Raw genomic sequence first — 19966 nt, forward strand, 5'->3', positions numbered from 1 at the left:
TGTTCCGCAATAACGAGGGGAGACCATCAATTTTTCCGGGAGAATTATCCCAAACTATCAGGGCATTCCCGTACAAGGTGGCTATTTATGCTAGGGTATGCTTTCACTTGTCAATGGAGCTGGCGATATGATTACGGCTAAAGGAATGGCGCGAAAGCTCACCGTGGGTGAGATAGGAATTGCCCAGATCATTTTTAAGAATGCTATCGATTACTCGAGGGTGAGTGTGCATAACGCGGGTTATTTCCCTTTTGGTTTGCAAAATGACAATACGGCCGTTACACCGAACGGCGAAATTTATTTCACTCCAAAGAATTTTCGTGAAGATTATTCAAGAGAGAGCGCGGGTTTTCAACATTGGTTTATCCATGAAATGGCGCATGTTTGGCAGTATCAAATGAAGATGAATGTGTTGCTCAGAGGCACCATGAGCTGGGCGGCAACTTATGAATACTCTCTTCCCAACTATAACACTCTCGCTGATTACGGAATGGAGCAGCAGGCCTCCATCCTTGCCGACTACTTTTTACTTATTCGTTTTAGTCGAGAAGAGTGGCGTCGTAACAAACGGATGGCTGGCTTGGAAGGGCCAGATCTTAAAACTCGCTATGAAACCGTGTTACGGTTGTTCATCCAAGAGCCGCGTAACCCTAAGGCAATGAAATGAAAAAACTGACTTTTTTAGTGGCGTTGGTATTACTGAGCGGCTGTGTGCAGGAGCGTCCCTGGTTCTATCCGGCAAATGTCAGCGTTAAAAACAATCGCGTATGCATTAGCGTGCCGGACGATATTGCCGGAAAACGCGAGCTGGTGGGCATCGGAATTTATCAACCGGGGGGCGGCGGGAAGGCGGAATGGTCCACTTCTGTTGCGCCAGGTCAGCAACCGATAGCGGTGATGCCAGGCGAATGCTTGGCGGTGGTTTTCGACGGGTTCCAGATTGGGCATAGCTATTCGGTTGAGATTGCGACGGTCGGCAATGCGTCAAATGAGGTGCCGCGCAAATATTGGACTGAATTTACATTGGTTGCTGACAAAGCGGACGGTAAAAAACCCGCTGTCGTACCCATTCAGCGCTAATGCACTTGAACATAAAAAAGCCCGCCGGGGTGATAGCCGGCGGGCTTTTTGACGTCTGGGGCGGTGATTATTTGTAGATAACTGCGGTGGCGTGCATCAGGTTGTTACCGCTGGTGGAGGTGATGGTGAAGGCCTTGGCGCCTGCCGCATCGGCTTTGGCGGCCAGCTGCGACTTCAGGCTGCTCAGGTCGGTCGCGCCGCTGGCGACGATCACGCCGGCTTTTTCGAATTGGGCGGCATCCTGGGCGCTGACGTGCTCAGCGGCGAAAGTGGTGAAAGAAACGGTGGCCAGGGCGATAGCAGTAGCAAAAGTTTTGATGGTTTTCATGTTCGTCATTCCTGTCAAAGTGAATTAGGGAGAAAGGGGGTTGCCTTTCGATGGGAAGATTATTGCGCAGTGACAGGCGGGATGAAATCGGAGAGTGTTGATGGTTTTGTTCAGATTTTTTGATTGTTTACTCCCCCGTTCATCTTCTGCCTAAACGGGGGGAGACGATCAGCGCGTCGGGCGCGCCAGATCGAAACGGTGCTGTTCGGAAATGCCATAGTAGGCGGTCGGGCCGCCGGCACGCAGGATAGGTTCGGCGGCGGCGGTCTGGTAGACGCCGTGTTCGTCCAGCAGCGCCGGATCGAGGTGCACCGCCACCACCTCGCCCAATACCAGCCAGGTTTCCACCTGTTCACCGGCGGCGGTTTGCAGCTGAATGCACTGGGTCAGGCGGCATTCGAAGTTCACCGGGCTTTCGGCCACGCGCTCGGCTTTGACCCGGCGCCCGGGCAGCGGCGTGACGCCGGCGAAGGCGAATTCATCCTCGCCGCGCGGCAGGTTGATGGCGCTGTTGTTCATCGCTTCCGCCAGCGGGCGCGTCGCCAGATTCCAAACGAACTCGCCGGTTTCCACGATATTCGCCACGCTGTCTTTCCAGCCGGTGCTGGCGAAACCGATGATGGGCGGGCGATAGTTGAAGCAGTTGAAAAAGCTGTAGGGCGCCAGATTGCGCAAGCCGGCGGCGCTGCGGGAGGAGATCCAGCCGATGGGGCGCGGGCCGACGATGGCGTTCAGCGGATCGTGCGGCAGGCCGTGGCCGGCGGCGGGTTCATAATAATAACGAGATTCACGGCTCATGGGGGACCCTGTGGCAATCGATGAAGCTTTCATTGTGCCGGGTTTCCCGCCGCTGCGCCATTGCGGGCCGGATGTGTTATCTTACGCGTCGGAAATACCTTCAAGAGAGCCCGTCACGGTGGAAAAAAAGAAAACCTTCCCGCAGCAGAAAAGCGGCCTGCATCCGCGCAACCGTCATCGTTCGCGCTACGACTTCCCGGCGCTGATCGCCAGCTGCCCGGCGCTGGCGCCGTTCGTGAAGCCGAACGCCTGGGGCGATGTCTCGGTGGACTTCGCCGATCCGGCGGCGGTGAAAATGCTCAACCGTGCGTTGTTGCAACACTTTTACGGCATTGAACACTGGGATATTCCGGCGGACTACCTGTGCCCGCCGATCCCCGGCCGCGCCGATTATCTGCACCACCTGGCGGATCTGCTGGCGACCAGCAACGGCGGTGAGATCCCGCGCGGCAAGGGTGTGGCGATCCTCGACGTCGGCGTCGGCGCCAACTGCATCTACCCGATCGTCGGCCTGCGCGAATACGGCTGGCGTTTCACCGGGTCTGAAATCGATCCGGTGTCGCTCAACTCGGCCAAGATGATCGTCGAGATGAACCCGACGCTGCGTAACAGCGTGCGCCTGCGGCTGCAAAAACAGCCTGAGCTGATTTTTAGCGGCATCATCGGCGCGGCCGAGAAATTCGACGCCACCCTGTGCAACCCGCCGTTCCATGCGTCCGAGCAGGAAGCGCGCGCCAGCACCCGCCGCAAGCTGCACAAATTGGGCAAAGGGGAAGTGGCCGCCAAGCCGGTGCAAAACTTCGGCGGCAAGAACAACGAGCTGTGGTGTGAAGGCGGCGAAGAAGCCTTTGTGCGCAAGATGGTGGAAGAGAGCGTCGGCAAGGCCAATAACTGCCTGTGGTTCACTTCGCTCATCTCGAAAAACACCACGCTGCCGGCCATCTACCATGCGCTGAAGGTGGCGGGCGCGGCCGAGGTGCGCACCATCGAGATGGCGCAAGGGCAGAAGATCAGCCGCTTCGTCGCCTGGACCTTCCACGACGCCGAGCAACAGGCCGCCTGGGCAGCCGAACGCTGGCGCTAACCCTTCCGGCGCCGGTTATCCTGCCGGCGCCGACAAAAATCCGCATTTTACCTTTCAATTTTCATCACTTACGTTATTCTCAATACGGGTTTGGTAATAAAAATCTTAGGCTGTTGGTTTATTTAAATTCTAATAATTACTTTACTGAATAAATAAATTTAATCCGGTTAATAGCAATAACCAGAAGGAACGGCGCTGCCCGTTCCTTCCGCGATGGCACGTCTGCGTGTGGGCGCGGCATGTGGCCAGGCAAAAATAAGAAAAGCGCCATCATCTGCCACAAGGACTACACCTTATGCTGTTACGATTCAGTCAGTTAACTACCCACAAAGGCGCCGAGCTGAGCGCGATAGAACACGCCGTTCCGATGATCGTCTTCTCGCCCGACGGCACGGTATTGCGCGCCAACGATCTTTTCCTCAGCACGCTGGGATTTCAACGCGATGATGTGATTGGCCGGCATCACCGTATTTTCTGCGATCCGAACTATGTCGCCAGCCCGTTATATCGCAAGCATTGGGAGACGCTGAATAAGGGGCAACCCATCACGGACACCATAAAGCGCATCGCGAAAAACGGCGAGGCGGTATGGCTGCAGGGCACCTACGCGCCGGTGCTGAATAAACAGGGTAAGGTGGTGGAAATCGTCAAGATCGCCAGCGAAGTGACCGAGCGAGTGACCCAGGCGCAGGAACACCGCAGCCTGCTGGCGGCGCTGAATCGATCGATGGCGATGATCGCTTTCACGCCGCAGGGCACCATTGTCAGCGCCAACGACAATATGCTGGCGCTGATGGGCTATCGGCTGGAAGAGGCGTGCGGGCAGTCGCATGCGGTGCTGTGCCCGCCGGCGTTCGCCGCTTCCGACGATTATCGGCGGCATTGGCAGCGCCTGGCGCGCGGCGAGTTCATCACCGGGCGTTTTGAGCGCCTCAACCGGCGCGGCGAACGGGTATGGCTGGAGGCCAGTTATAATCCGATCCTCGACAACGAAGGCCAGGTGGTGAAAGTGGTGAAGATTGCCCAGGACATCACCCGGCTGATGCAACAGCAGCAGCATGAAGAAGAGATGGTGCGCAACGCGCATCATCTGTCGCTCGATACCGATCGGCAGGCGGCGCAGGGCGCGATCATCGTGCAGCAGGCGGTGAAAGGCATGCAGCAGGTCGAAGCGGCGGCGCGCGAAACCTCGGACGTGGTCACCGAGCTTGGTAAGTGTTCTCAGCAGATCGGCACCATCGTCGAAGCCATTCGTAAAATCGCCTCCCAAACCAACCTGCTGGCGATTAACGCCTCGATCGAAGCCGCCCATGCCGGTGAGCACGGGCGCGGTTTTGCGGTGGTCGCCAACGAAGTGCGCACGCTGGCGGAACAGTCGCGCAAGGCGGCGACCGAGATCGAACGCATGACCAAGTCCATTCAGCAAGGCGTGGCGGCGGCGATTGCCGGCATGGCAACCTGCGTAGAGCAGGCCGGCGGCGGCGTGGCGCTGACCCACGATGCCGGGGAAGTGATCAACCAGGTCAACATCGGCATGCACGACGTCGTGAAACTGATGCAGGCGTTTACGTCGGTGAAGCAGGGCGACGCGCTGCACTGAGTTTTCACCACGCCGCCCGCCGAAAACGGGGGCGGCATTTTTATCTTCCCGCCGATTCACACGCCGTTGAGCCGCGGTTCAATTTTACCGGCCTATGCTATCCTTAAATGTGAACGAACGTTCGTTCATTAATATTTATTCGATGGCGCCAGGCGCCCCCCTTCACCGTTTCGGGAGTTGTCGATGGGAAATCGAGAAAAGATTGTCAAGGCCGCGCTGCACAGCTTTACCCATAAGGGATTTCACCAGACCAGCATGCGGGATATCGCGCAGGCGGCGGGCGTCAGCGTCGGCAACCTCTATAACCACTTTACCGGCAAGGAGGCGTTGATCGGCGAGATTGCGCTGCTGGAAAACGGCGTATTCACCGAGTTTGCCGCCGGATTGCGGGCCGAGAGAAAGCGGCCGAAGCAGGCGCTGTCGGCCTTTTTTACCGCCTATCACGCTTTTGTCGCTGAGCCGGCCAATGTGCAGCTGTCGGCGGAGATCGTGGCGGAGGTGGCGCGCAACCCGGCGTTGGCCGAGCCGTTCGGCGCTAACCAGCGGCAGCTGATTGAGGCGCTGGCGACGGTTATCGCCGAGGCTCAGCAAACCGGTGAGATTGCACCGGCGATAGCGCCGTTACCGCTTGCGCAGCTGGTGTTGGACGTGATCGAAAGTCAGGCCTGGCGGCAGGCGATCTTTGCGTCGTCCGCGCCGGAGGAGACCACGCCGGTGCGGCTGTTGGAACAGCTGCTCTACCGGCATCCCTAGTCGAGGTGGATATGCTGCACATTGAGCCGTACCACGATGCTGACCGCCTGCAAACGGCGGCGCTGATCTACGCTGCGTTCTGCGACAAGTTCCAGCGCGCGCGCCGTCTGAGCCCCCGCCTTCAGTGGCGTCTGTTCTATCGGCTGTGGCGTTGGAAGCAAGGCGGCAGCCGGGAGCGCAGCTTCGTGGTGAAGCAGGATGAACAGGTGGTGGCGGCCTTTGCCCTCAATGCGGCCGCTGGCGAGAACAACGCCGGGCGGCGTCCGCATGCCTTGCCGATTTGGCGGCTGTGCCGCCGCTATGGTTGGCTGAACGTTTGGCGCATGTATCTGCAAATGGCGGTGTTGCGGCACACCCCGGCGGCCGATGAACTGTATCTCTCTTACCTGGCGGTGGCCGAGAATCAGCGCGGCAAAGGGGTGGGCAAGCGGCTGCTGCAGTGGATGAACGACTACGCTGCCGGGCAGGGTTCGGGGCGGCGCCTGAGCCTGCACGTCAGCCGGCGCAACGTGGATGCGCTGCGCCTGTATCGGCGCTGTGGTTTTCAGGTGCGGCGAGAAGAGCATTACGCTGCGTTGGGATGGCTGTTCGGTCAGGCCGACTGGGTGTTGATGGAGAGACTCTGCGGGGAGGCGACGTGCGCAAAATAGGACTGTGCAGTGTGGTGCTGTTTCTGCTGGCGCTCGGGTGGGTCATTTTCGTCAACGACTTTCGCTTCGTCACCGAACCGATCACGGTGATCGCCGGCGGCAACCGGCTGACCGGCACGCTGGTGTTGCCGCAGCATGCGCCGGTCAAGCCCGGCGTGGTGGTGTTCGTGCACGGCGATGGGCCGGCTAACGCCAGCCGCGACGAAGGCTATTTCGGCATTTGGGAGGCGATGGCGCAGCAGGGCTACGCGGTTTTATCCTTCGATAAGCCGGGCGTTGGCGGCTCGGGCGGCAACTGGCTGCATCAGACCATGGCGGATCGTGCGCGGGAAACCGCCGATATCATCGACTGGGCCCGGCGAGACGGGCGCTTCGATGCGCGCTGCGTGGGGCTATGGGGCACCAGCCAGGCGGGGTGGGTGATGCCGGAGGTGGCGCGTTTACGCCCCGATATCGCCTTCACGCTGGCGCTGGCGCCGGCGATCAACTGGCTGCGGCAGGGGCGTTACAACACCCGCGCGGCGATGGCGGCGGCGGGGGAAGATGAAGCGAAAATCCAGGCGCGCGAAGCGCACTGGCGCCATATCCAGACGCTGCTCGAGCAACCGGACGGCTACGCGCAGTACCGCCGCGAGTATGGCTCCGCCGCATTGAGCGCCGACCGCTGGCGCTTTATCCGCGCCAACATGGCCAGCGACGCGACGGCGGGATTGCGGAATTTCAACACGCCGGTGCACCTGATCCTGGGCGGGCGCGACGTCAACGTGGACGCGGACGAAACCGAGCGCGTGTATCGGCAAACGATCCCGGCCTCGCTGCTGACGGTAACGCGCATCGACGAAGCCGACCACGTGATGATCAAACCGCTGTTCGCCCGCCATCCGTGGCTGATCAACGTGGTGGGCCTGTTTGCGCCGCGCTCGGTGCAATACGACGCCTACCGACAGGACGTGGCGGCCTTCCTGGCCGCTCAGCCCTGCGGGCGCGGGCGCTAACTGCCGGGAGCCGCGGGCGGTGCCTGTTCTTCGTGCGGCTGCGGCGCGCGGGAGATCTGCATCGCCTGCTGAGGCATGCTGATGCCGGCCCGATCGAAATGGATTTTCACCAGCCGATCGAGGGCGTATTGCACCACCCACTGTTTCAGCGCCTGCGTACGCACCGTCACGCGGGTGGTGAACGAGCGGTCGCCCAGCGCCACCACGCCGTTGAAGGCCGGCTCGCCAATCAGGAAATGCTTCACCTGCTCATCCTGCTTCAGCGCCGCGACGGCCTGATGCAGCACCTCATTGACCCGATCGATATCCTCGTCGCGGCTGACGGTGTAGTTGGCGCGATACACCCCGAACTCACGCGCATAGTTGGCCAGCGTAGTGATCGAGGAGTACGGCACGATGTGGTAGACGCCGTAGTCGTCGCGCAGGCCAATCGAGCGAATGGTCATGCGCTCCACGGTGCCGGTGATGCCGCTGACGGTGACGTATTCGCCGGTGTTCATGCCGTTTTCGAACTGGATGAATACGCCGGTAATCACGTCTTTCACCAGCGTCTGGGCGCCGAAGCTGATAGCCAGCCCCAGCGCGCCGGCGCCCGCCAGCAGCGGCGCGATGTTCAGCCCCACCTGCGACAGCACGATCATCACGGTAATGGTGCTGATAACGATAGCCAGCACGTTGCGAAACAGCGTCAGCAGCGTGCGTTCGCGCGCGCTCGGCCGCACGCCGTTGCTGAGCTCCAACGCCAGGCGGTGCTCGATGATGCTGGCCATCAGCGTCCAGCTGAAGACGGCGATCAGCAGGATCAGCAGGATATGCACCAGCCCGCCGAGCGTCCGCTGGCCATTTTCGCTGCCTGCCCACTGGTACAGATTAATCAGGTGCCAGGCGTCAAGCAGGAACAGCGTCACCGCCAGCACCACCATCACCCGCAGTATCTTCAACCCGTTGGGAATATAGGAGTTGATGCGCCGCTCAAGCATCGGATAGCGCAGATTGACGTCGGTCGGCAGCGAAATGCGGCGGAAAATCCAGCGGGTCAGCATGCCGGACAGCAGAGCGCCGACGCCGACTACCAGCAGGCTTTTCACCGTGGCGCTCATCATAAAGCGCAGGCTGTTGCCGATGTCGAACTGGGACAGCACGAACAACACCAGAAAATAGGCGATCGCCAGCAGGTGCCAGATATGCCCCAGGCCGCGCAGGATCACGCTGAAAAACGCCATCGACCGTTCGGCCAGCAGGTTGATCTGTTGCTGTATCGGTTTGCGGTTGTGCAGGATCAGCCAGATGGCATACAGCGTCAGCGCCAGCATGACCACCAGGTTGACGGCGGCGGCTGCCGGGTAGCTGATCTGCACCGCCACCACCGGCACCACCACCATCAGGCCGTAGCCGATCAGCCCGCTGAGCCAGGCGAGACGCGTGTTCCAGTAGCGCGCGCTCGGGTCGCTGAAGGGGAAGGGGCGCAGGTAGTCGAAGTTGGGGGCGAAAATCAGCCGCAGCACCGCCTTGAAGAACTCAATCACCGCGAAGGCGCTGAGAAACAGGGTCTGCAACCGCAGAATGGTGGCGCTGTCGGCGTGGACGTGGCGGGCGAACAGGTTGCCCGCCGCCAGCGCCAGCAGCAGCACCAGCAGATCGACGGCGAAAGCGCCGAGAATGGCGGCGGGGCGTTTATACCACGGGCCACGCTGCAGCCGGGCGTTGTGCCCCCAACTGCCCATGCGCTTGTACAGCGGCGCGATCAGCCGCCGGATCAGGTGGAACAGCGCAAAGGTGACCGCCACCGTCAGCAGAAAGTAGCCCAGCGCGCGGAAAAAGCCGGCGGGATTGAAAACGCGCTTCGGGCCGGAATCGATCAGCTTTTGCAGCGCGCCGAGCTTCTGGTTAAAGGTGCCGATGCCTTCCTGCGCCAGCGAGTTCAGGCTGTCGCTCAGCGTCGCCGGCGTTGATTCCACCGGCGTTGCCGGGGCGGTGGCGGGGGCGTCGCCGGCGGCCTGTTTCAGGTGGTTGATGAGTTCCGCGCGCGCTTTGTCGTCCTGCAGCAGATCGGCCAGCGCGGCGTAGGCGGCTTTCTGCTGATCGCTTTTGTCGGTGGGCGCGGGCGGTGCGTTTTGCGCCAGGGCCGGTGGTGCGAAGACGTTCAGGGTCAGCAACAGCAGCAGGAAAAGCAGGTGTTCTCGCAGATGAGAACCTCGTCGGGAGTCTGCGTTTGGCGGCATTGTTCCTCTCTTTGGCGTTCTGTGATCGGCGGATGTAAAAGCAATACGATGAAAAACAATCAATATAGTAGGAAAGATGGCGCGCTGGGGCGTGGGAGAGCGTGCGGAATGAAAGCGGCGGGCGCGTGGCGCGCCCGCCGTTAAACCGCCGGGATCAGGACACGTGCTGCAGGAACTCCTGCAGACGCGGGCTTGGCGGATGGTTGATCAGATCGTGCGGGTTGCCGTCTTCGGCAATCCGGCCCTTATCGATAAAGATCAGGCGCGACGCCACTTTTTCGGCAAAGCCGACTTCGTGGGTGACGATGACCATCGTCATGCCTTCCTCGGCCAGATCCTGCATTACCTTCAGCACTTCATGGCGCAGCTCCGGATCGAGCGCGGAGGTCGGCTCGTCGAACAGCATCATTTTCGGCTTCACCGCCAGCGCGCGCGCAATGGCCACGCGTTGCTGCTGGCCGCCCGACAGTTCGGACGGGTAGTGGTGGGCACGCTCCGCCAGACCGACCTTGGCCAGCAGCTCGCGCGCCAGCTTTTCCGCATCGGACTTCTTCGCGCCGCGCACGCGGATCGGGCCGAAGGCGACGTTTTCCAGCGCCGTCAGGTGCGGGAACAGGTAGAACTGCTGGAACACCATGCCGGCTTCCTGGCGGATCAACCGATCGTCAACTTTCGGATCGTTGGCTTTCAGGCCGTCGACGATCAGATCGCCGCTGGTGACTTCTTCCAACTTGTTGATGCAGCGCAGCAGGGTGGATTTACCGGAGCCCGACGGCCCGATGATCACCACCACTTCGCCTTTGTCGATCTTCAAATCGATGTTGTGCAGCACCTGGGTTTGGCCAAAATGCTTGGAGACGTTTTTAAATTCAATCACAGGATTTTCATCCTTCTTTCCAGACGACGCAGCACGAAGCTCAGCACCAGGGTAATAATCAGATAGATAACCGCCACGGCGCTCCAGATTTCCAGCGCGCGGAAGTTACCGGCAATAATTTCCTGACCCTGACGGGTCAGCTCCGCCACGCCGATCACGATGAACAGCGAGGTGTCTTTGATGCTGATGATCCACTGGTTGCCCAGCGGCGGCAGCATGCGGCGCAGCGCCAGCGGCATAATGACGTAGCGGATGGTTTCGCGGCGCGACAGGCCGAGCGCCAGGCCGGCCTCGCGGAAACCGTTATGAATCGACAGCACCGCGCCGCGGGTGATTTCCGCGATGTAGGCGCCGGAGTTGATCATGATGGTCACCACCGCCGCGGTGAACGGATCGATGCGCAAGTCGCTAAATGCCATCGGCAGGGCGAAGTAGATGAACATCACCTGTACCACGATCGGCGTGCCGCGAATTACTTCGATAAACACCAACGCGATGTGGTTGGCGATCCAACCGCCGTAGGTGCGGGCAAAGCCGGCGACGAGGCCGATGATCAGGCCGCCAATCAGACCGAGGACCGAAATCCACAGGGTCATTTTGGCGCCCTCTAACAAGATAGGAATGGCGGGCCAGATGGCGCTCCAGTCGAACTGCATGATATTTCTCCCGGTGATCCCAAACGTGGGTATCAGATACAACGAAGCGCAGGGGGTTAAGCGACCCCCTGTGCTTAAGTTAATAGCTTGCCAAATTCACAGCTTACTTAGGTTCGGTGCCGAACCACTTCTTGTAGATCTCGTTATAGGTGCCGTTCGCGCGCAGGGTTTTCAGCGCACCGTTCACCTTCTCGCGCAGCTCGTCGCTGCCTTTAGGGAAGGCGATGCCATACTGCTGTGCTTCCAGCGAATCGCCTACGGTTTTGAACTTGCCGGCGCCGGCCGTCTTAATGAAGTATAGGATGTTTGGCGTGTCGTGCAGCACCGCATCGGCGCGCTTGGTGCCCAGTTCCATGTAGGCGTTGTCGATGTTAGGGAACTGGCGCAGATCCTTGGTTTTGATGTGCTGCTTGGCGTAATCCACCGAGCCGGTGCCGCTCTTCACCGCCACCACTTTGCCGTTCAGATCGTCGATGCTTTTCACGCTGTTGTTGTCGGCGTTGACCATCACCAGCAGGCCGCTCTTGTAGTAGCCGTCGGAGAAGTCGATGGCTTTTTTGCGCTCATCGGTGATGGTGATGCCGGCCAGCGCCAGGTCGACGTTTTTGGTCTGCAGCGCCGGAATGATGCCGCCGAAGTCCATCGGTTTCAGGGTGTAGTCCAGCTTCAGCTCTTTGGCGACGGCGGCCCACAGGTCGATGTCGAAGCCGACGTATTTGTCGCCTTGTTTGAACTCAAAAGGAACGAAAGCGGTGTCGGTGGCGACCACCAGTTTGTCTGCTGCGTGGGAACTTACGGCAAAGGCCAGAGAGAGTGCGGCCAGGGAGACTTTAAAAATCGACTTCATGAGAGGAATTCCTGTACAGGTTGCGGATTACCCATTTTTTATATTGCAGTTGGTGCCATGAAAAAATCGTGCCATGTTTTCAACTACTATAAAAACAAAGAGTTAGTGCGTGATGTTGTGCCGGAAAGGCGAATTGTTATGGTTGTGCACCAAGGTGAGGCACCAAAATGGTGCGTAAGAATTATCTTGGTGCACGGGGCTATCATTAACCAAATTTTGGCTGTGAAACAACCGTTCTTTAACGTTTTTGCTTCAATATTGATAACTAACTCTAACTTTCATGATGCACTGACGGTGCAAGCGGGGCCGCGAGGGTGCAAAAGGGGGAGCAGATAATGCTAGCGCAACTGGCTGTCTTTGCTGCCGCGCCGATTGTACAGGCTGGCGGCCGCGTGTTTTTTGTCTTGTTCGGTCTGGCAGGCGAGGCAAAAACGCACGCCCGTTAACGCCTTGCGTCGCGCCTCGGGGATCGCCTCTCCGCATTCCTGGCAATAGCGTTCGCTCTCGCCGTGCCCGAGCGCTTCACGCGCGCGCTGCACCGCATCGTCGACGGTGGAATCAATCTGATCTTGTACGGCGCCGTCCGCCGCCCAGCCGCTGGCCATCATTACCTCCTGACAAGGGAACCTTACCGTTTAATATGGGCCGTTTTTTGTACAATGCAACGGTCGCGCAAAAGAAAACAGGCCGGGCAAAGCCCAGCCTGTTCTGCCCGGAACGACGGGCGCTCTGCAACGCTTTCGCGTTATTCGATATTGGATTCGATAAACCACAGGAACTTGTCCAGATCGCGCGAGGCGGCGGTGAACATGTCGGCGGTGTCTTCGTCTTCCACTTCGGTAATCGCCTTGCGGATGTCATTCGCTACCGCGCCGTAGCGATCGGCCAGCGCCTTCAGGTGCTCCTGCACGCTGTGGATATTGGTCGGATAGCTTTTCAGCGGTGTGCGATCGTTGACCACCTGTACGGTGCCCAGTGCGACGCCGCCCAACTGCACCACGCGCTCGGCGAAGGTGTCCTGATGCTCGATGATGGCGGTGCGGAAGCCGTCCAGCATTTCATGGACCGCGATGAAGTTCGCGCCGCGCATGTTCCAGTGCGCCTGTTTGGTGATCAGCGAAAGATCGATAAATTGCACGACCTGATGGTTCAGCGCCTTGATGGCGGCTAGTTTGACTTTTTCGTCCAGATCGTTACGGGTATACAGCAGATCAGAAGATTTCGTTTTCACCAGTTTAGCGGTACTCATATCAGATATCCTCTTGATTAGTCGTTGTCCTATTTCGTTACGGGATCAATTATAGCAGGGGTATTTATTTTTGCCGTACGAAAATGGCTATTGCACAAATAGGATTAGCCTAATGGCAATATTTTAATGTGGCTTTTGTTTTTGATTAATGAAATTGATTTTTATTGGTTTTTTTATTTTTTGTTGCAGATTTATTATTTACCGCAGTGACGGTTTATCCCTGTTATTTTATTTTCATTGAGCATGCCGGCCTCAGAAGAATATCCACTTTGTTATCGCGGTGTTAATTTTAAGCCTATTCAGATTGATAGCCGTAATTGATGCAGTTACAGTAGGGAGATTATCCCCTCTCTATGAGTGGCGAGTGATGAAAATTAACGTCGTCGGCACCAGCGGCAGCGGTAAAAGCACCCTGGCGCGTCAACTGGCAGAACGGCTTGACGTGCCCTATATCGAGATGGACAGGCTCTATTGGCGGCCCGAGTGGCAGGGAACGCCCGATGATGCATTCCTGGCGCGGCTTGAGCAGACGCTGGCCGAAGCGGGCGAAGGCTGGGTGCTGGACGGCAACTACAGCCGCACGCAGCCGATCAAGTGGCGCGAGGTCGACTATATCCTGTGGCTGGACTACGGTTTTGGGCGCACGCTGTGGCAAGCCGTGCGCCGCGCGTGCCGACGCGCGGCCAGCAAACGTGAGCTGTGGCCGGGCACCGGCAACCGGGAAAGTTTTCGCCGTTCTTTCTTCAGCCGCGAGTCGATCGTACTTTGGACGATCCGCACCTACGCCAAAAATCGGCGAAAATACTTGGCGGAAATGGCCGGCGCCGGGCGCTGCTTCATACGCTTGCGCTCTCCCCGCCAGGCCGCCGATTTTTTACGGGCGTTGCCGCAGGGTCACAGCAGCAGGCGGTGATGGATCCTCACCACTGCTTTCTTGATGTGCTGCGGCCGCTGCCACAGGCAGCCGGTTTTGTGCGGCTCCATTTGGAAAAAGATCGCGAACATGCCGTGCGTCATGTGCAGCGTTTGCGGATGGCGTTTGATGTCCAGCAGCAGAAGGTCGCTATTTTCTGCGTGGGGCTGTTCGCGATGCCCGTCGCCCGCCAGACCGTATTCGATGCGCTCTTCACCGCTGATCAGCAGATGGAGCGCGATGTACTCCTGATGCATCTCGGCGCGCTTCTGCGCCGCCGGCGTAGTGGTCAGCGTCATGACATCCATAAAGATGTTATCGCCGTCGATCGGGTGATGGCCCGGGGCCAGTTCGGGCAGGTCGCATCGACGCAACTCGGTCAGGGTTGAAACCAGCGCCGGCGCGAGTCCGCGGCCGAAGCGTGGGTTGAACAGGCTGTTGTGAATCACTGTTATTCTCCATGTGAGCGAAAGTCCAAAGTGCCTGCGGTACAGGCTAAGGGGAAGTATGCCGACTTGTCACGAGGAAAACAGTTAACCCGCCTGCATTCCGGCGTTGCGGTCGGCAGGCGGGTTAGCGATTAGGAAAGGCTTTCGAGGCGCGGTTTAGGGCGGATGGTCAGGGCGGAGCCCATGGAGGCGGCGATGATGGCCGCCAGCGCCAGCCATTGCACGCCGCTCAGGTGTTCGCCGAGGAACAGCATGCCGGATAGCGCCGCCATTGCCGGTTCCAGGCTCATTAAGGTGCCGAAGGTGCGCGCCGGGATTTTGGGCAGCGCGATGATCTCCAGTGAATAAGGCAGCGCGGTGGAGAGGATCGCCACCGCCAGCGCCACCGGCAGAATATCGAGGTTGAACAGCACGCTGCCGGTTTGCCAGGCGCCGATCGGGCAGAACACCAGCGCGGCGATCAGCGAACCGAGCGCCACCGTGCCGGGGCCGTGATCGCCGCCGGCCTTCTGGCCGAAGATGATATAGACCGCCCAGCAGGCGCCGGCGCCGAGCGCGCAGGCGGCACCGAACGGATCGATCCCCCCCACGCCGTGGCCGAGCGGCAGCAGGAACCACAGCCCGGCGATCGCCAATGCCACCCAGAGGAAGTCGATCGGCCGCCGCGAGGAGAACATGGCCACCGCCAGCGGGCCGGTAAACTCCAGCGCCACGGCGATGCCGAGCGGCACGGTGCGCAGCGACAGGTAAAACAGGTAGTTCATCGCGCCGAGCGACAGGCCGTAAATCAGCAGCGGCAAGCGGCTGCCGGCGGCGAGGCGCATGCGCCACGGGCGGAAGATGATGAACAAAATCAGGGTGCCGATGAAAAGGCGCAGCGTGGTGATGCCTTCCGCGCCCACGATCGGGAACAGACTTTTGGCCAACGAGGCACCGCTCTGGATAGACACCATGGCGATGATTAACAGACAGATAGGCAGCAGCGCGGAGGGCGCTCTGCCGGAAGTAGGTAACGACATCCTTAACGGGCCTTTTATGCGCCGTTCCTCAGCCTTGAGAAAACGGTCGAAACGGGGATGCGAGCAGTGTAAATGAAATGCGAAAATCTGTCTGAGAAAAGCGCGCATCGCGGTGAAATCCGCCGATCCTCGGATGAGATGTGGCGGATTTGGTCAAAAAGTGCGCTTTTTCTTAAGAATTATCTGGATATTAAATAGGTGATTTTTGTCACAGAAAGCCGTAGAATACGGCCGAAAATAGAGCGAAAAGAAGAAGATACACTGTTCTTGAAATCTTCTGTTACACGATATAAAGCATTAGACACTCATTTCAAGGCAGAGTTTCACGCTAATTTTTGTTATATTTTCAAAGCATGAACAAATGGATGTACTTAATAATAAAACGCGTTTGAGGTGGTTATGAAAAAAATTGCATGTCTTTCCGCAGTAGCAGCTTGCGTATTAGCAGTTAGCGCAGGTACCGCATTCGCTGGTCAGAGCACCGTATCCGCTGGCTATGCGCAGGGTGATTTCCAAGGCGTTGCTAACAAGGCCGACGGTTTCAACCTGAAATACCGTTACGAGTTCGACAACAACCCACTGGGCGTAATCGGTTCCTTTACCCACCTGGAAAAGGACGGTTCTCAGGACGGTTTCTACAACAAAGCTCAGTACAACTCTATCTCTGCCGGTCCAGCATACCGCATCAATGACTGGGCGAGCATCTACGGTCTGGTTGGCCTGGGTTACGGTAAATTCACTACCAACGCTCAGAACGGTACTTCTCGTCACGACACCGCTGACTACGGCTTCACCTACGGTGCCGGTCTGCAGTTCAACCCAATCGAGAACGTTGCCCTGGATGTCGGTTACGAGCAGAACCGCATTCGTAGCGTTGACGTTGGCACCTGGAACGTTGGCGTAGGCTACCGCTTCTAAGTGTGTTCGTGCCTGCGGGCATGAACCTGCGGCAGATTTTGCCGCACCGATAAAAAATCCGCCTCCGGGCGGATTTTTTTTATCTGTTATCGGCCGCCGCGCCCCGTCGGCTGCGTTGAAAAGCGTGCGCTGCGGGCATCGCGCTCATAGCCTTGTGGTTCGGTCAATAGCCCGTACAGCTCGGGGCGGCGTCCGTAAATCCAGCGACGGCCAGTGCTGAGCGGGATCAGCGTCAGATCGAGTTCGGCGCTGACCATCCGGTCTTCCGCCGCCCAGGTCTCTGCCACGATGCGGCCGTAAGGATCGAGGATCATCGCGTTGCCGGTGCGTATCTCATCGTCATCGCGACCTACGCCGTTGCTGAACAGCAAGAACAGCCCGTTGTCGTGAGCGCGCGACGGCAGCCAGCGCATCAGCCAGCCGCGGCCGTGTTCGCCGCGAAAGGCGGCTTCTATCGCCTGCGGATCTTCCACACGCCGTTGCCACAGCGTCTGCCGGATCGGCTTCATGCCGTGCGGGCTGCGCGAATGGGTGCCGCCGGTCTGATGCGGGGCGATCAACACCTCCGCGCCCAGCAGCGCCGTGGCGCGCACATTCTCCACCAGATTGTTGTCCCAGCAGATCAAGACGCCCACGCGCACGCCCCAGGGGGTATCGAACACCGTGTAGCGGTCGCCGCTGGCGATAGCCGGGTGTTCGAAGGCGTGCAGTTTACGGTGCACATGCAGCTCGCCGTCCGGCAGACAAACGGCATAGGCGTTGTAGCAACGGCCGTCGTCGCCCAGCTCGATCAGCCCGACGCCGATCGCCATGTTGTAACGCTCCGCCAGCGGGCGAATACGCGCCAGAGAAGGGCTGCTCGCGATCGGCTCCGCCAGCGCGCGCACCTCGGCGTCGGACAGATGGCGCACGTGCCAATAGCCGGTGATGCACATTTCCGGGAAGGCCAGCAGCTGTATCTGCTGCTCGGCCGCCTCCGTGATAAAGCGTTCCATGGTCGACAGGTTGTAATTCTTATCGTTGGCGCGATGCTGGAATTGCACCGTGGCGGCGCGAAGTGAAGGGGTCATGGTGTCTCTCCGGTTGGGGTCTGCGTTGATTACAGCAGGTGGATTGATTACTGTATAATCAATTAAATTCCTTATTCGATAACCTGATGGAATGGATATAAAACAACTGCGCGCCCTGGTGGCGCTGGCCGAACAGGGCAACTATCGGCAGGCGGCGAGCCTGCTGTGCATCAGCCAACCGGCGCTGAGCAAGCAGATTCAAGCGCTGGAAACCCAGCTCGGCGTTCGGCTGTTCGAGCGTGGCCGACAGGGGGCGGTGCTCACCGCCGGTGGGCAGCGGCTCTACCCGGAGGCGCAGGCGCTGGTGGAACAGTACCAGCAGTTTCAGCGGCGCGCCCGGCGGGTAGCGCTCGGGGAAGCGGGGCGGCTGGCGCTGGGATTTGGCCTCTCCAGTTTTCATCTGGCGCCGCAGCTGGTGGCCGCCTTTCGCCAGCGTTTTCCCGAGGTGATCATTGGGCTGGAGGACATGCCGTCGGAGCGGCAGTATCAGCTGTTGCTGCAGGGCGAGTTGCAGGCGGGGTTCGTGCGCTTACCGGTCACTACGCCGCTGTGCGGCGTGGCATTGCTGAGCGACCGGCTGGTGCTGGCCGCGCCGGGCGCGCTGGCGCTGCGGGCCGACGACCTGATGGCGCGTTTCAATCAGCTGCCGCTGTTGCAGCTGACGCCGAAACGCGGGCGCGGGCTGAGCGATCAGTCGCTGCGGTTTATCGCTGCTCACCGGTTGACGCCGAACGTGGTGCAGCAGGCCGGCGATATCCAGACGCTGCTGGCGCTGGTCGCCGCCGGCGTTGGCGTCGCGCTGCTGCCGCACAGCATCACGCACATCGCACCGGTTGGCATCGACATTCTGCCGCTGAGCGGCGAAGAGACGGAGTGGCAGGTCGGTATCGCCTGGGATCCGCAGCGCGCGGACGCGCTGCGGGACAACTTCATTCAGACGGCGTTGGCGGTGCAACGCGCTTAGGCATTCAAAGCGGGCAGTGCATCACGACGATCGGGCTCTGGTGATACTCGCTGCGGTGGCTTTCGCAGAAACCGACCTTTTTCGCCAGCGCCAGCGAAGCCTGGTTTTCCGGCGAGATGATGCAGACGGTTTTCTCGCCCGGCAGGTGCGTTTTACCCCAGGCCAGCGCCGCCCGCAGTGCCTCGGTGGCGTAGCCTTTGCCCTGCGCCGAGCTCACCAGCGTCCAGCCCATTTCCGGCGCATCGAGCGCCGGGGTAATGTCGCGCAGGAAGTTGGAAAAGCCGATGCTGCCGAGGTAATCGCCGCTCAGTTTGTCACGCACCGCCCAATACCCGTATCCCAACAGCGCCCAGTGGCCGACGTAGCGCATCAGGCGCCCCCAGGAGTCCTCCCGGTCGCGCGGCGTGCCGCCGATGTAGCGCACCACCTGCGGATCGGCCCACAATGCGGCCAGCGACTCGAAGTCGTCCAGCGTGTGCGCGTCCAGCCGCAGACGTTCGGTGATAAGCGTTGGCGCGGTGTTGATTACGGTCATGTTGCTGCTCCTGCACAGGGTGAAAGGCGATGAAAAACAACGGCGTTCAGTATGCCAGAGAAATCACATCGCCAGCCACAACGGCCGGGTGAACAGAAAGCCGCTCAAGACCGAGCAGGGTGGTCAGCTTCGTCCAGGTCTTGGGGCCAGCCGCCGCCGCACAAGAGGCCATCGAGCAGGCGGGGCTTGGGTTGCTGACGGCAGGGGAAGAGGAAATACGAACCGGAATCAGGATGAAAGTTCGCTATCGATGCCACTGGCGGGCGCTTCACTGGCTTCAGCACCGCCGCGTTCACGCCATTCGCGGCGCCTTTGTTCAGCCCATTCTTCGTGGAAGGTTTGCATTTCTCTTTGGTGCCGTTCCTTTATGCTCATAGGAGTTGGGTGGGATTCTGCCGTTAACAGGCGGTATTTCGATGACATATAATCTGTCCTCAATAAGCCCTTGGTTGTACAAATAATGTACGCGATGCGCATGTTTTTTCAAGAGCGAGTCATAAATTCTGGCTAACGCTGGCCTGAGCGGTACGCTGAAAAGCAATCTCGCTTGGTATTGCGCCACAAAAGTGACGATCGCCTGGCCGATGCCATTAATGAATAGCTGTTCTCGTTCATCTCGGGTGTATGCCATCCTGGTATAGGTATCAAATAAGGATTTGGTTACTTCGGCGCGGGTTTCCAACGCCCTTACATCGTACAGTTCCATGCCGTAAGCATTGTCCAATACTTCCGAGGCAGGGTAAGCCCCAGTAAGCCATTGACGCATCCTTAACGTCGCTTTTTTAAAATCAAGGTAATATGCAGCAACGCTGCTGGCTTTTTTAAAAACCGTTATTCGGTACCTATATTCCGTGACAGGTCGTGCATTGATCTCCCTCACATCAATCTCCATGATAAAATCCTTTTTTACTATTATTTTTCCTATAGTTATCCCCGTTGTGACGAACAGATTATTAACC

Annotated in this window: 23 protein-coding genes; 10 read left to right on the forward strand and 13 right to left on the reverse strand. The window is 59.1% G+C overall.

The features are described 5' to 3' along the window. The first annotated feature begins 127 nt into the window (after positions 1-127). Positions 128-667, forward strand: coding sequence for a hypothetical protein (locus V8N38_RS07175; RefSeq protein WP_147839560.1), 540 nt, complete (start codon positions 128-130; stop codon positions 665-667). Continuing rightward, complete coding sequence (locus V8N38_RS07180) at positions 664-1080, forward strand: putative T6SS immunity periplasmic lipoprotein (protein ID WP_087762175.1); 417 nt, start codon at positions 664-666, stop codon at positions 1078-1080. Before V8N38_RS07175 ends, V8N38_RS07180 begins: the two co-directional genes overlap by 4 nt. Before the next feature lie 67 nt (positions 1081-1147). Here the strand turns inward: V8N38_RS07180 and bhsA are convergent, their stop codons facing one another. Both bhsA and V8N38_RS07190 read right to left on the reverse strand, forming a co-directional pair. Continuing rightward, complete coding sequence (gene bhsA / locus V8N38_RS07185; RefSeq protein ID WP_147839559.1) at positions 1148-1408, reverse strand: multiple stress resistance protein BhsA; 261 nt, start codon at positions 1406-1408, stop codon at positions 1148-1150. 168 nt (positions 1409-1576) lie between these two features. Beyond that, entirely contained in the window at positions 1577-2206 is a 630-nt protein-coding gene (locus V8N38_RS07190) for a flavin reductase family protein (RefSeq protein WP_049200915.1), read from the reverse strand. A 118-nt stretch (positions 2207-2324) separates the two neighbouring features. Between V8N38_RS07190 and rlmF the strand changes: the two genes are divergently transcribed. The 5 genes from rlmF (at position 2325) to V8N38_RS07215 (ending at position 7288) form a co-directional block, all read left to right on the forward strand. After that, positions 2325-3290 carry a 23S rRNA (adenine(1618)-N(6))-methyltransferase RlmF gene (rlmF, locus tag V8N38_RS07195; RefSeq protein ID WP_169318174.1) on the forward strand — a complete coding sequence of 322 codons (966 nt, stop codon included), beginning with the start codon at positions 2325-2327 and terminating at the stop codon, positions 3288-3290. 295 nt (positions 3291-3585) lie between these two features. Continuing rightward, a complete protein-coding gene (locus V8N38_RS07200) occupies positions 3586-4890 on the forward strand; it encodes a methyl-accepting chemotaxis protein (RefSeq protein WP_049272509.1) in 1305 nt (434 codons plus the stop codon). A 183-nt stretch (positions 4891-5073) separates the two neighbouring features. Further along, positions 5074-5643, forward strand: a complete 570-nt coding sequence (locus V8N38_RS07205; protein WP_087762177.1) for a TetR/AcrR family transcriptional regulator — start codon at positions 5074-5076, stop codon at positions 5641-5643. Positions 5644-5654: 11 nt separating this feature from the next. Beyond that, complete coding sequence (locus V8N38_RS07210) at positions 5655-6293, forward strand: GNAT family N-acetyltransferase (RefSeq protein WP_070914015.1); 639 nt, start codon at positions 5655-5657, stop codon at positions 6291-6293. Continuing rightward, positions 6281-7288: an alpha/beta hydrolase family protein gene (locus V8N38_RS07215; RefSeq protein ID WP_100396093.1), complete on the forward strand. Its 1008-nt coding sequence runs from the start codon at positions 6281-6283 to the stop codon at positions 7286-7288. The genes V8N38_RS07210 and V8N38_RS07215 overlap by 13 nt, the downstream gene beginning before the upstream one ends. Here V8N38_RS07215 and ybiO read toward each other — a convergent pair. From ybiO to dps, 6 genes are all read right to left on the reverse strand, one after another. Then, positions 7285-9510 carry a mechanosensitive channel protein gene (gene ybiO / locus V8N38_RS07220; RefSeq protein WP_147839558.1) on the reverse strand — a complete coding sequence of 742 codons (2226 nt, stop codon included), beginning with the start codon at positions 9508-9510 and terminating at the stop codon, positions 7285-7287. The two genes, V8N38_RS07215 and ybiO, sit on opposite strands and share 4 nt — an antisense overlap. 154 nt (positions 9511-9664) lie before the next feature. Then, positions 9665-10387 (reverse strand): glutamine ABC transporter ATP-binding protein GlnQ, encoded by a 723-nt coding sequence (gene glnQ, locus V8N38_RS07225; protein ID WP_004939230.1) that lies wholly within the window; start codon positions 10385-10387, stop codon positions 9665-9667. Continuing rightward, the gene (gene glnP, locus V8N38_RS07230) at positions 10384-11043 is read right to left on the reverse strand and encodes a glutamine ABC transporter permease GlnP (protein ID WP_019454487.1); all 660 of its coding nucleotides are present in this window, start codon (positions 11041-11043) and stop codon (positions 10384-10386) included. Before glnP ends, glnQ begins: the two co-directional genes overlap by 4 nt. A gap of 103 nt (positions 11044-11146) precedes the next feature. Beyond that, the gene (glnH, locus tag V8N38_RS07235) at positions 11147-11890 is read right to left on the reverse strand and encodes a glutamine ABC transporter substrate-binding protein GlnH (RefSeq protein WP_038880498.1); all 744 of its coding nucleotides are present in this window, start codon (positions 11888-11890) and stop codon (positions 11147-11149) included. Between the two features lie 338 nt (positions 11891-12228). Further along, entirely contained in the window at positions 12229-12495 is a 267-nt protein-coding gene (locus V8N38_RS07240; RefSeq protein WP_038880495.1) for a DksA/TraR family C4-type zinc finger protein, read from the reverse strand. Between the two features lie 140 nt (positions 12496-12635). Then, complete coding sequence (gene dps / locus V8N38_RS07245; protein WP_004939215.1) at positions 12636-13139, reverse strand: DNA starvation/stationary phase protection protein Dps; 504 nt, start codon at positions 13137-13139, stop codon at positions 12636-12638. Positions 13140-13506: 367 nt separating this feature from the next. Here dps and V8N38_RS07250 point away from each other — a divergent pair, with 367 nt between their 5' ends. Then, entirely contained in the window at positions 13507-14052 is a 546-nt protein-coding gene (locus tag V8N38_RS07250) for an AAA family ATPase (protein ID WP_060440402.1), read from the forward strand. On the opposite strand, the gene nanQ is transcribed toward V8N38_RS07250, so the two are convergent. Together nanQ and rhtA are read right to left on the reverse strand one after the other, a co-directional pair. Next, a complete protein-coding gene (nanQ, locus tag V8N38_RS07255) occupies positions 14034-14501 on the reverse strand; it encodes an N-acetylneuraminate anomerase (RefSeq protein WP_047728217.1) in 468 nt (155 codons plus the stop codon). The two genes, V8N38_RS07250 and nanQ, sit on opposite strands and share 19 nt — an antisense overlap. 131 nt (positions 14502-14632) lie before the next feature. Then, a complete protein-coding gene (gene rhtA, locus V8N38_RS07260; protein ID WP_038880488.1) occupies positions 14633-15520 on the reverse strand; it encodes a threonine/homoserine exporter RhtA in 888 nt (295 codons plus the stop codon). Positions 15521-15919: 399 nt separating this feature from the next. Here rhtA and ompX point away from each other — a divergent pair, with 399 nt between their 5' ends. Then, complete coding sequence (gene ompX / locus V8N38_RS07265) at positions 15920-16438, forward strand: outer membrane protein OmpX (protein ID WP_019454480.1); 519 nt, start codon at positions 15920-15922, stop codon at positions 16436-16438. An 86-nt stretch (positions 16439-16524) separates the two neighbouring features. Here ompX and V8N38_RS07270 read toward each other — a convergent pair whose 3' ends face one another. Next, positions 16525-17508 (reverse strand): nitrilase family protein, encoded by a 984-nt coding sequence (locus V8N38_RS07270; RefSeq protein ID WP_147839557.1) that lies wholly within the window; start codon positions 17506-17508, stop codon positions 16525-16527. A 91-nt stretch (positions 17509-17599) separates the two neighbouring features. Here V8N38_RS07270 and V8N38_RS07275 point away from each other — a divergent pair, with 91 nt between their 5' ends. After that, a complete protein-coding gene (locus V8N38_RS07275) occupies positions 17600-18472 on the forward strand; it encodes a LysR family transcriptional regulator (protein ID WP_060421276.1) in 873 nt (290 codons plus the stop codon). A 4-nt stretch (positions 18473-18476) separates the two neighbouring features. Here the strand turns inward: V8N38_RS07275 and V8N38_RS07280 are convergent, their stop codons facing one another. Further along, positions 18477-19007 carry a GNAT family N-acetyltransferase gene (locus tag V8N38_RS07280; protein WP_060440399.1) on the reverse strand — a complete coding sequence of 177 codons (531 nt, stop codon included), beginning with the start codon at positions 19005-19007 and terminating at the stop codon, positions 18477-18479. A 316-nt stretch (positions 19008-19323) separates the two neighbouring features. Further along, positions 19324-19899 carry a hypothetical protein gene (locus V8N38_RS07285; protein WP_147839556.1) on the reverse strand — a complete coding sequence of 192 codons (576 nt, stop codon included), beginning with the start codon at positions 19897-19899 and terminating at the stop codon, positions 19324-19326. Positions 19900-19966 lie beyond the last annotated feature (67 nt).

The sequence above is a fragment of the Serratia nevei genome (assembly GCF_037948395.1).
Taxonomy (GTDB): domain Bacteria; phylum Pseudomonadota; class Gammaproteobacteria; order Enterobacterales; family Enterobacteriaceae; genus Serratia; species Serratia nevei.

Excerpts from the sequence above, each read along its gene's own strand:
- V8N38_RS07175 (WP_147839560.1), top strand. The coding sequence starts at position 128 with ATGATTACGGCTAAAGGAATGGCGCGAAAGCTCACCGTGGGTGAGATA.
- V8N38_RS07180 (WP_087762175.1), top strand. The coding sequence starts at position 664 with ATGAAAAAACTGACTTTTTTAGTGGCGTTGGTATTACTGAGCGGCTGT.
- bhsA (WP_147839559.1), bottom strand. The coding sequence starts at position 1,408 with ATGAAAACCATCAAAACTTTTGCTACTGCTATCGCCCTGGCCACCGTT.
- V8N38_RS07190 (WP_049200915.1), bottom strand. The coding sequence starts at position 2,206 with ATGAGCCGTGAATCTCGTTATTATTATGAACCCGCCGCCGGCCACGGC.
- V8N38_RS07200 (WP_049272509.1), top strand. The coding sequence starts at position 3,586 with ATGCTGTTACGATTCAGTCAGTTAACTACCCACAAAGGCGCCGAGCTG.
- V8N38_RS07205 (WP_087762177.1), top strand. The coding sequence starts at position 5,074 with ATGGGAAATCGAGAAAAGATTGTCAAGGCCGCGCTGCACAGCTTTACC.
- V8N38_RS07210 (WP_070914015.1), top strand. The coding sequence starts at position 5,655 with ATGCTGCACATTGAGCCGTACCACGATGCTGACCGCCTGCAAACGGCG.
- ybiO (WP_147839558.1), bottom strand. The coding sequence starts at position 9,510 with ATGCCGCCAAACGCAGACTCCCGACGAGGTTCTCATCTGCGAGAACAC.
- glnP (WP_019454487.1), bottom strand. The coding sequence starts at position 11,043 with ATGCAGTTCGACTGGAGCGCCATCTGGCCCGCCATTCCTATCTTGTTA.
- glnH (WP_038880498.1), bottom strand. The coding sequence starts at position 11,890 with ATGAAGTCGATTTTTAAAGTCTCCCTGGCCGCACTCTCTCTGGCCTTT.
- V8N38_RS07240 (WP_038880495.1), bottom strand. The coding sequence starts at position 12,495 with ATGGCCAGCGGCTGGGCGGCGGACGGCGCCGTACAAGATCAGATTGAT.
- dps (WP_004939215.1), bottom strand. The coding sequence starts at position 13,139 with ATGAGTACCGCTAAACTGGTGAAAACGAAATCTTCTGATCTGCTGTAT.
- V8N38_RS07250 (WP_060440402.1), top strand. The coding sequence starts at position 13,507 with ATGAAAATTAACGTCGTCGGCACCAGCGGCAGCGGTAAAAGCACCCTG.
- rhtA (WP_038880488.1), bottom strand. The coding sequence starts at position 15,520 with ATGTCGTTACCTACTTCCGGCAGAGCGCCCTCCGCGCTGCTGCCTATC.
- ompX (WP_019454480.1), top strand. The coding sequence starts at position 15,920 with ATGAAAAAAATTGCATGTCTTTCCGCAGTAGCAGCTTGCGTATTAGCA.
- V8N38_RS07270 (WP_147839557.1), bottom strand. The coding sequence starts at position 17,508 with ATGACCCCTTCACTTCGCGCCGCCACGGTGCAATTCCAGCATCGCGCC.
- V8N38_RS07275 (WP_060421276.1), top strand. The coding sequence starts at position 17,600 with ATGGATATAAAACAACTGCGCGCCCTGGTGGCGCTGGCCGAACAGGGC.
- V8N38_RS07280 (WP_060440399.1), bottom strand. The coding sequence starts at position 19,007 with ATGACCGTAATCAACACCGCGCCAACGCTTATCACCGAACGTCTGCGG.
- V8N38_RS07285 (WP_147839556.1), bottom strand. The coding sequence starts at position 19,899 with ATGGAGATTGATGTGAGGGAGATCAATGCACGACCTGTCACGGAATAT.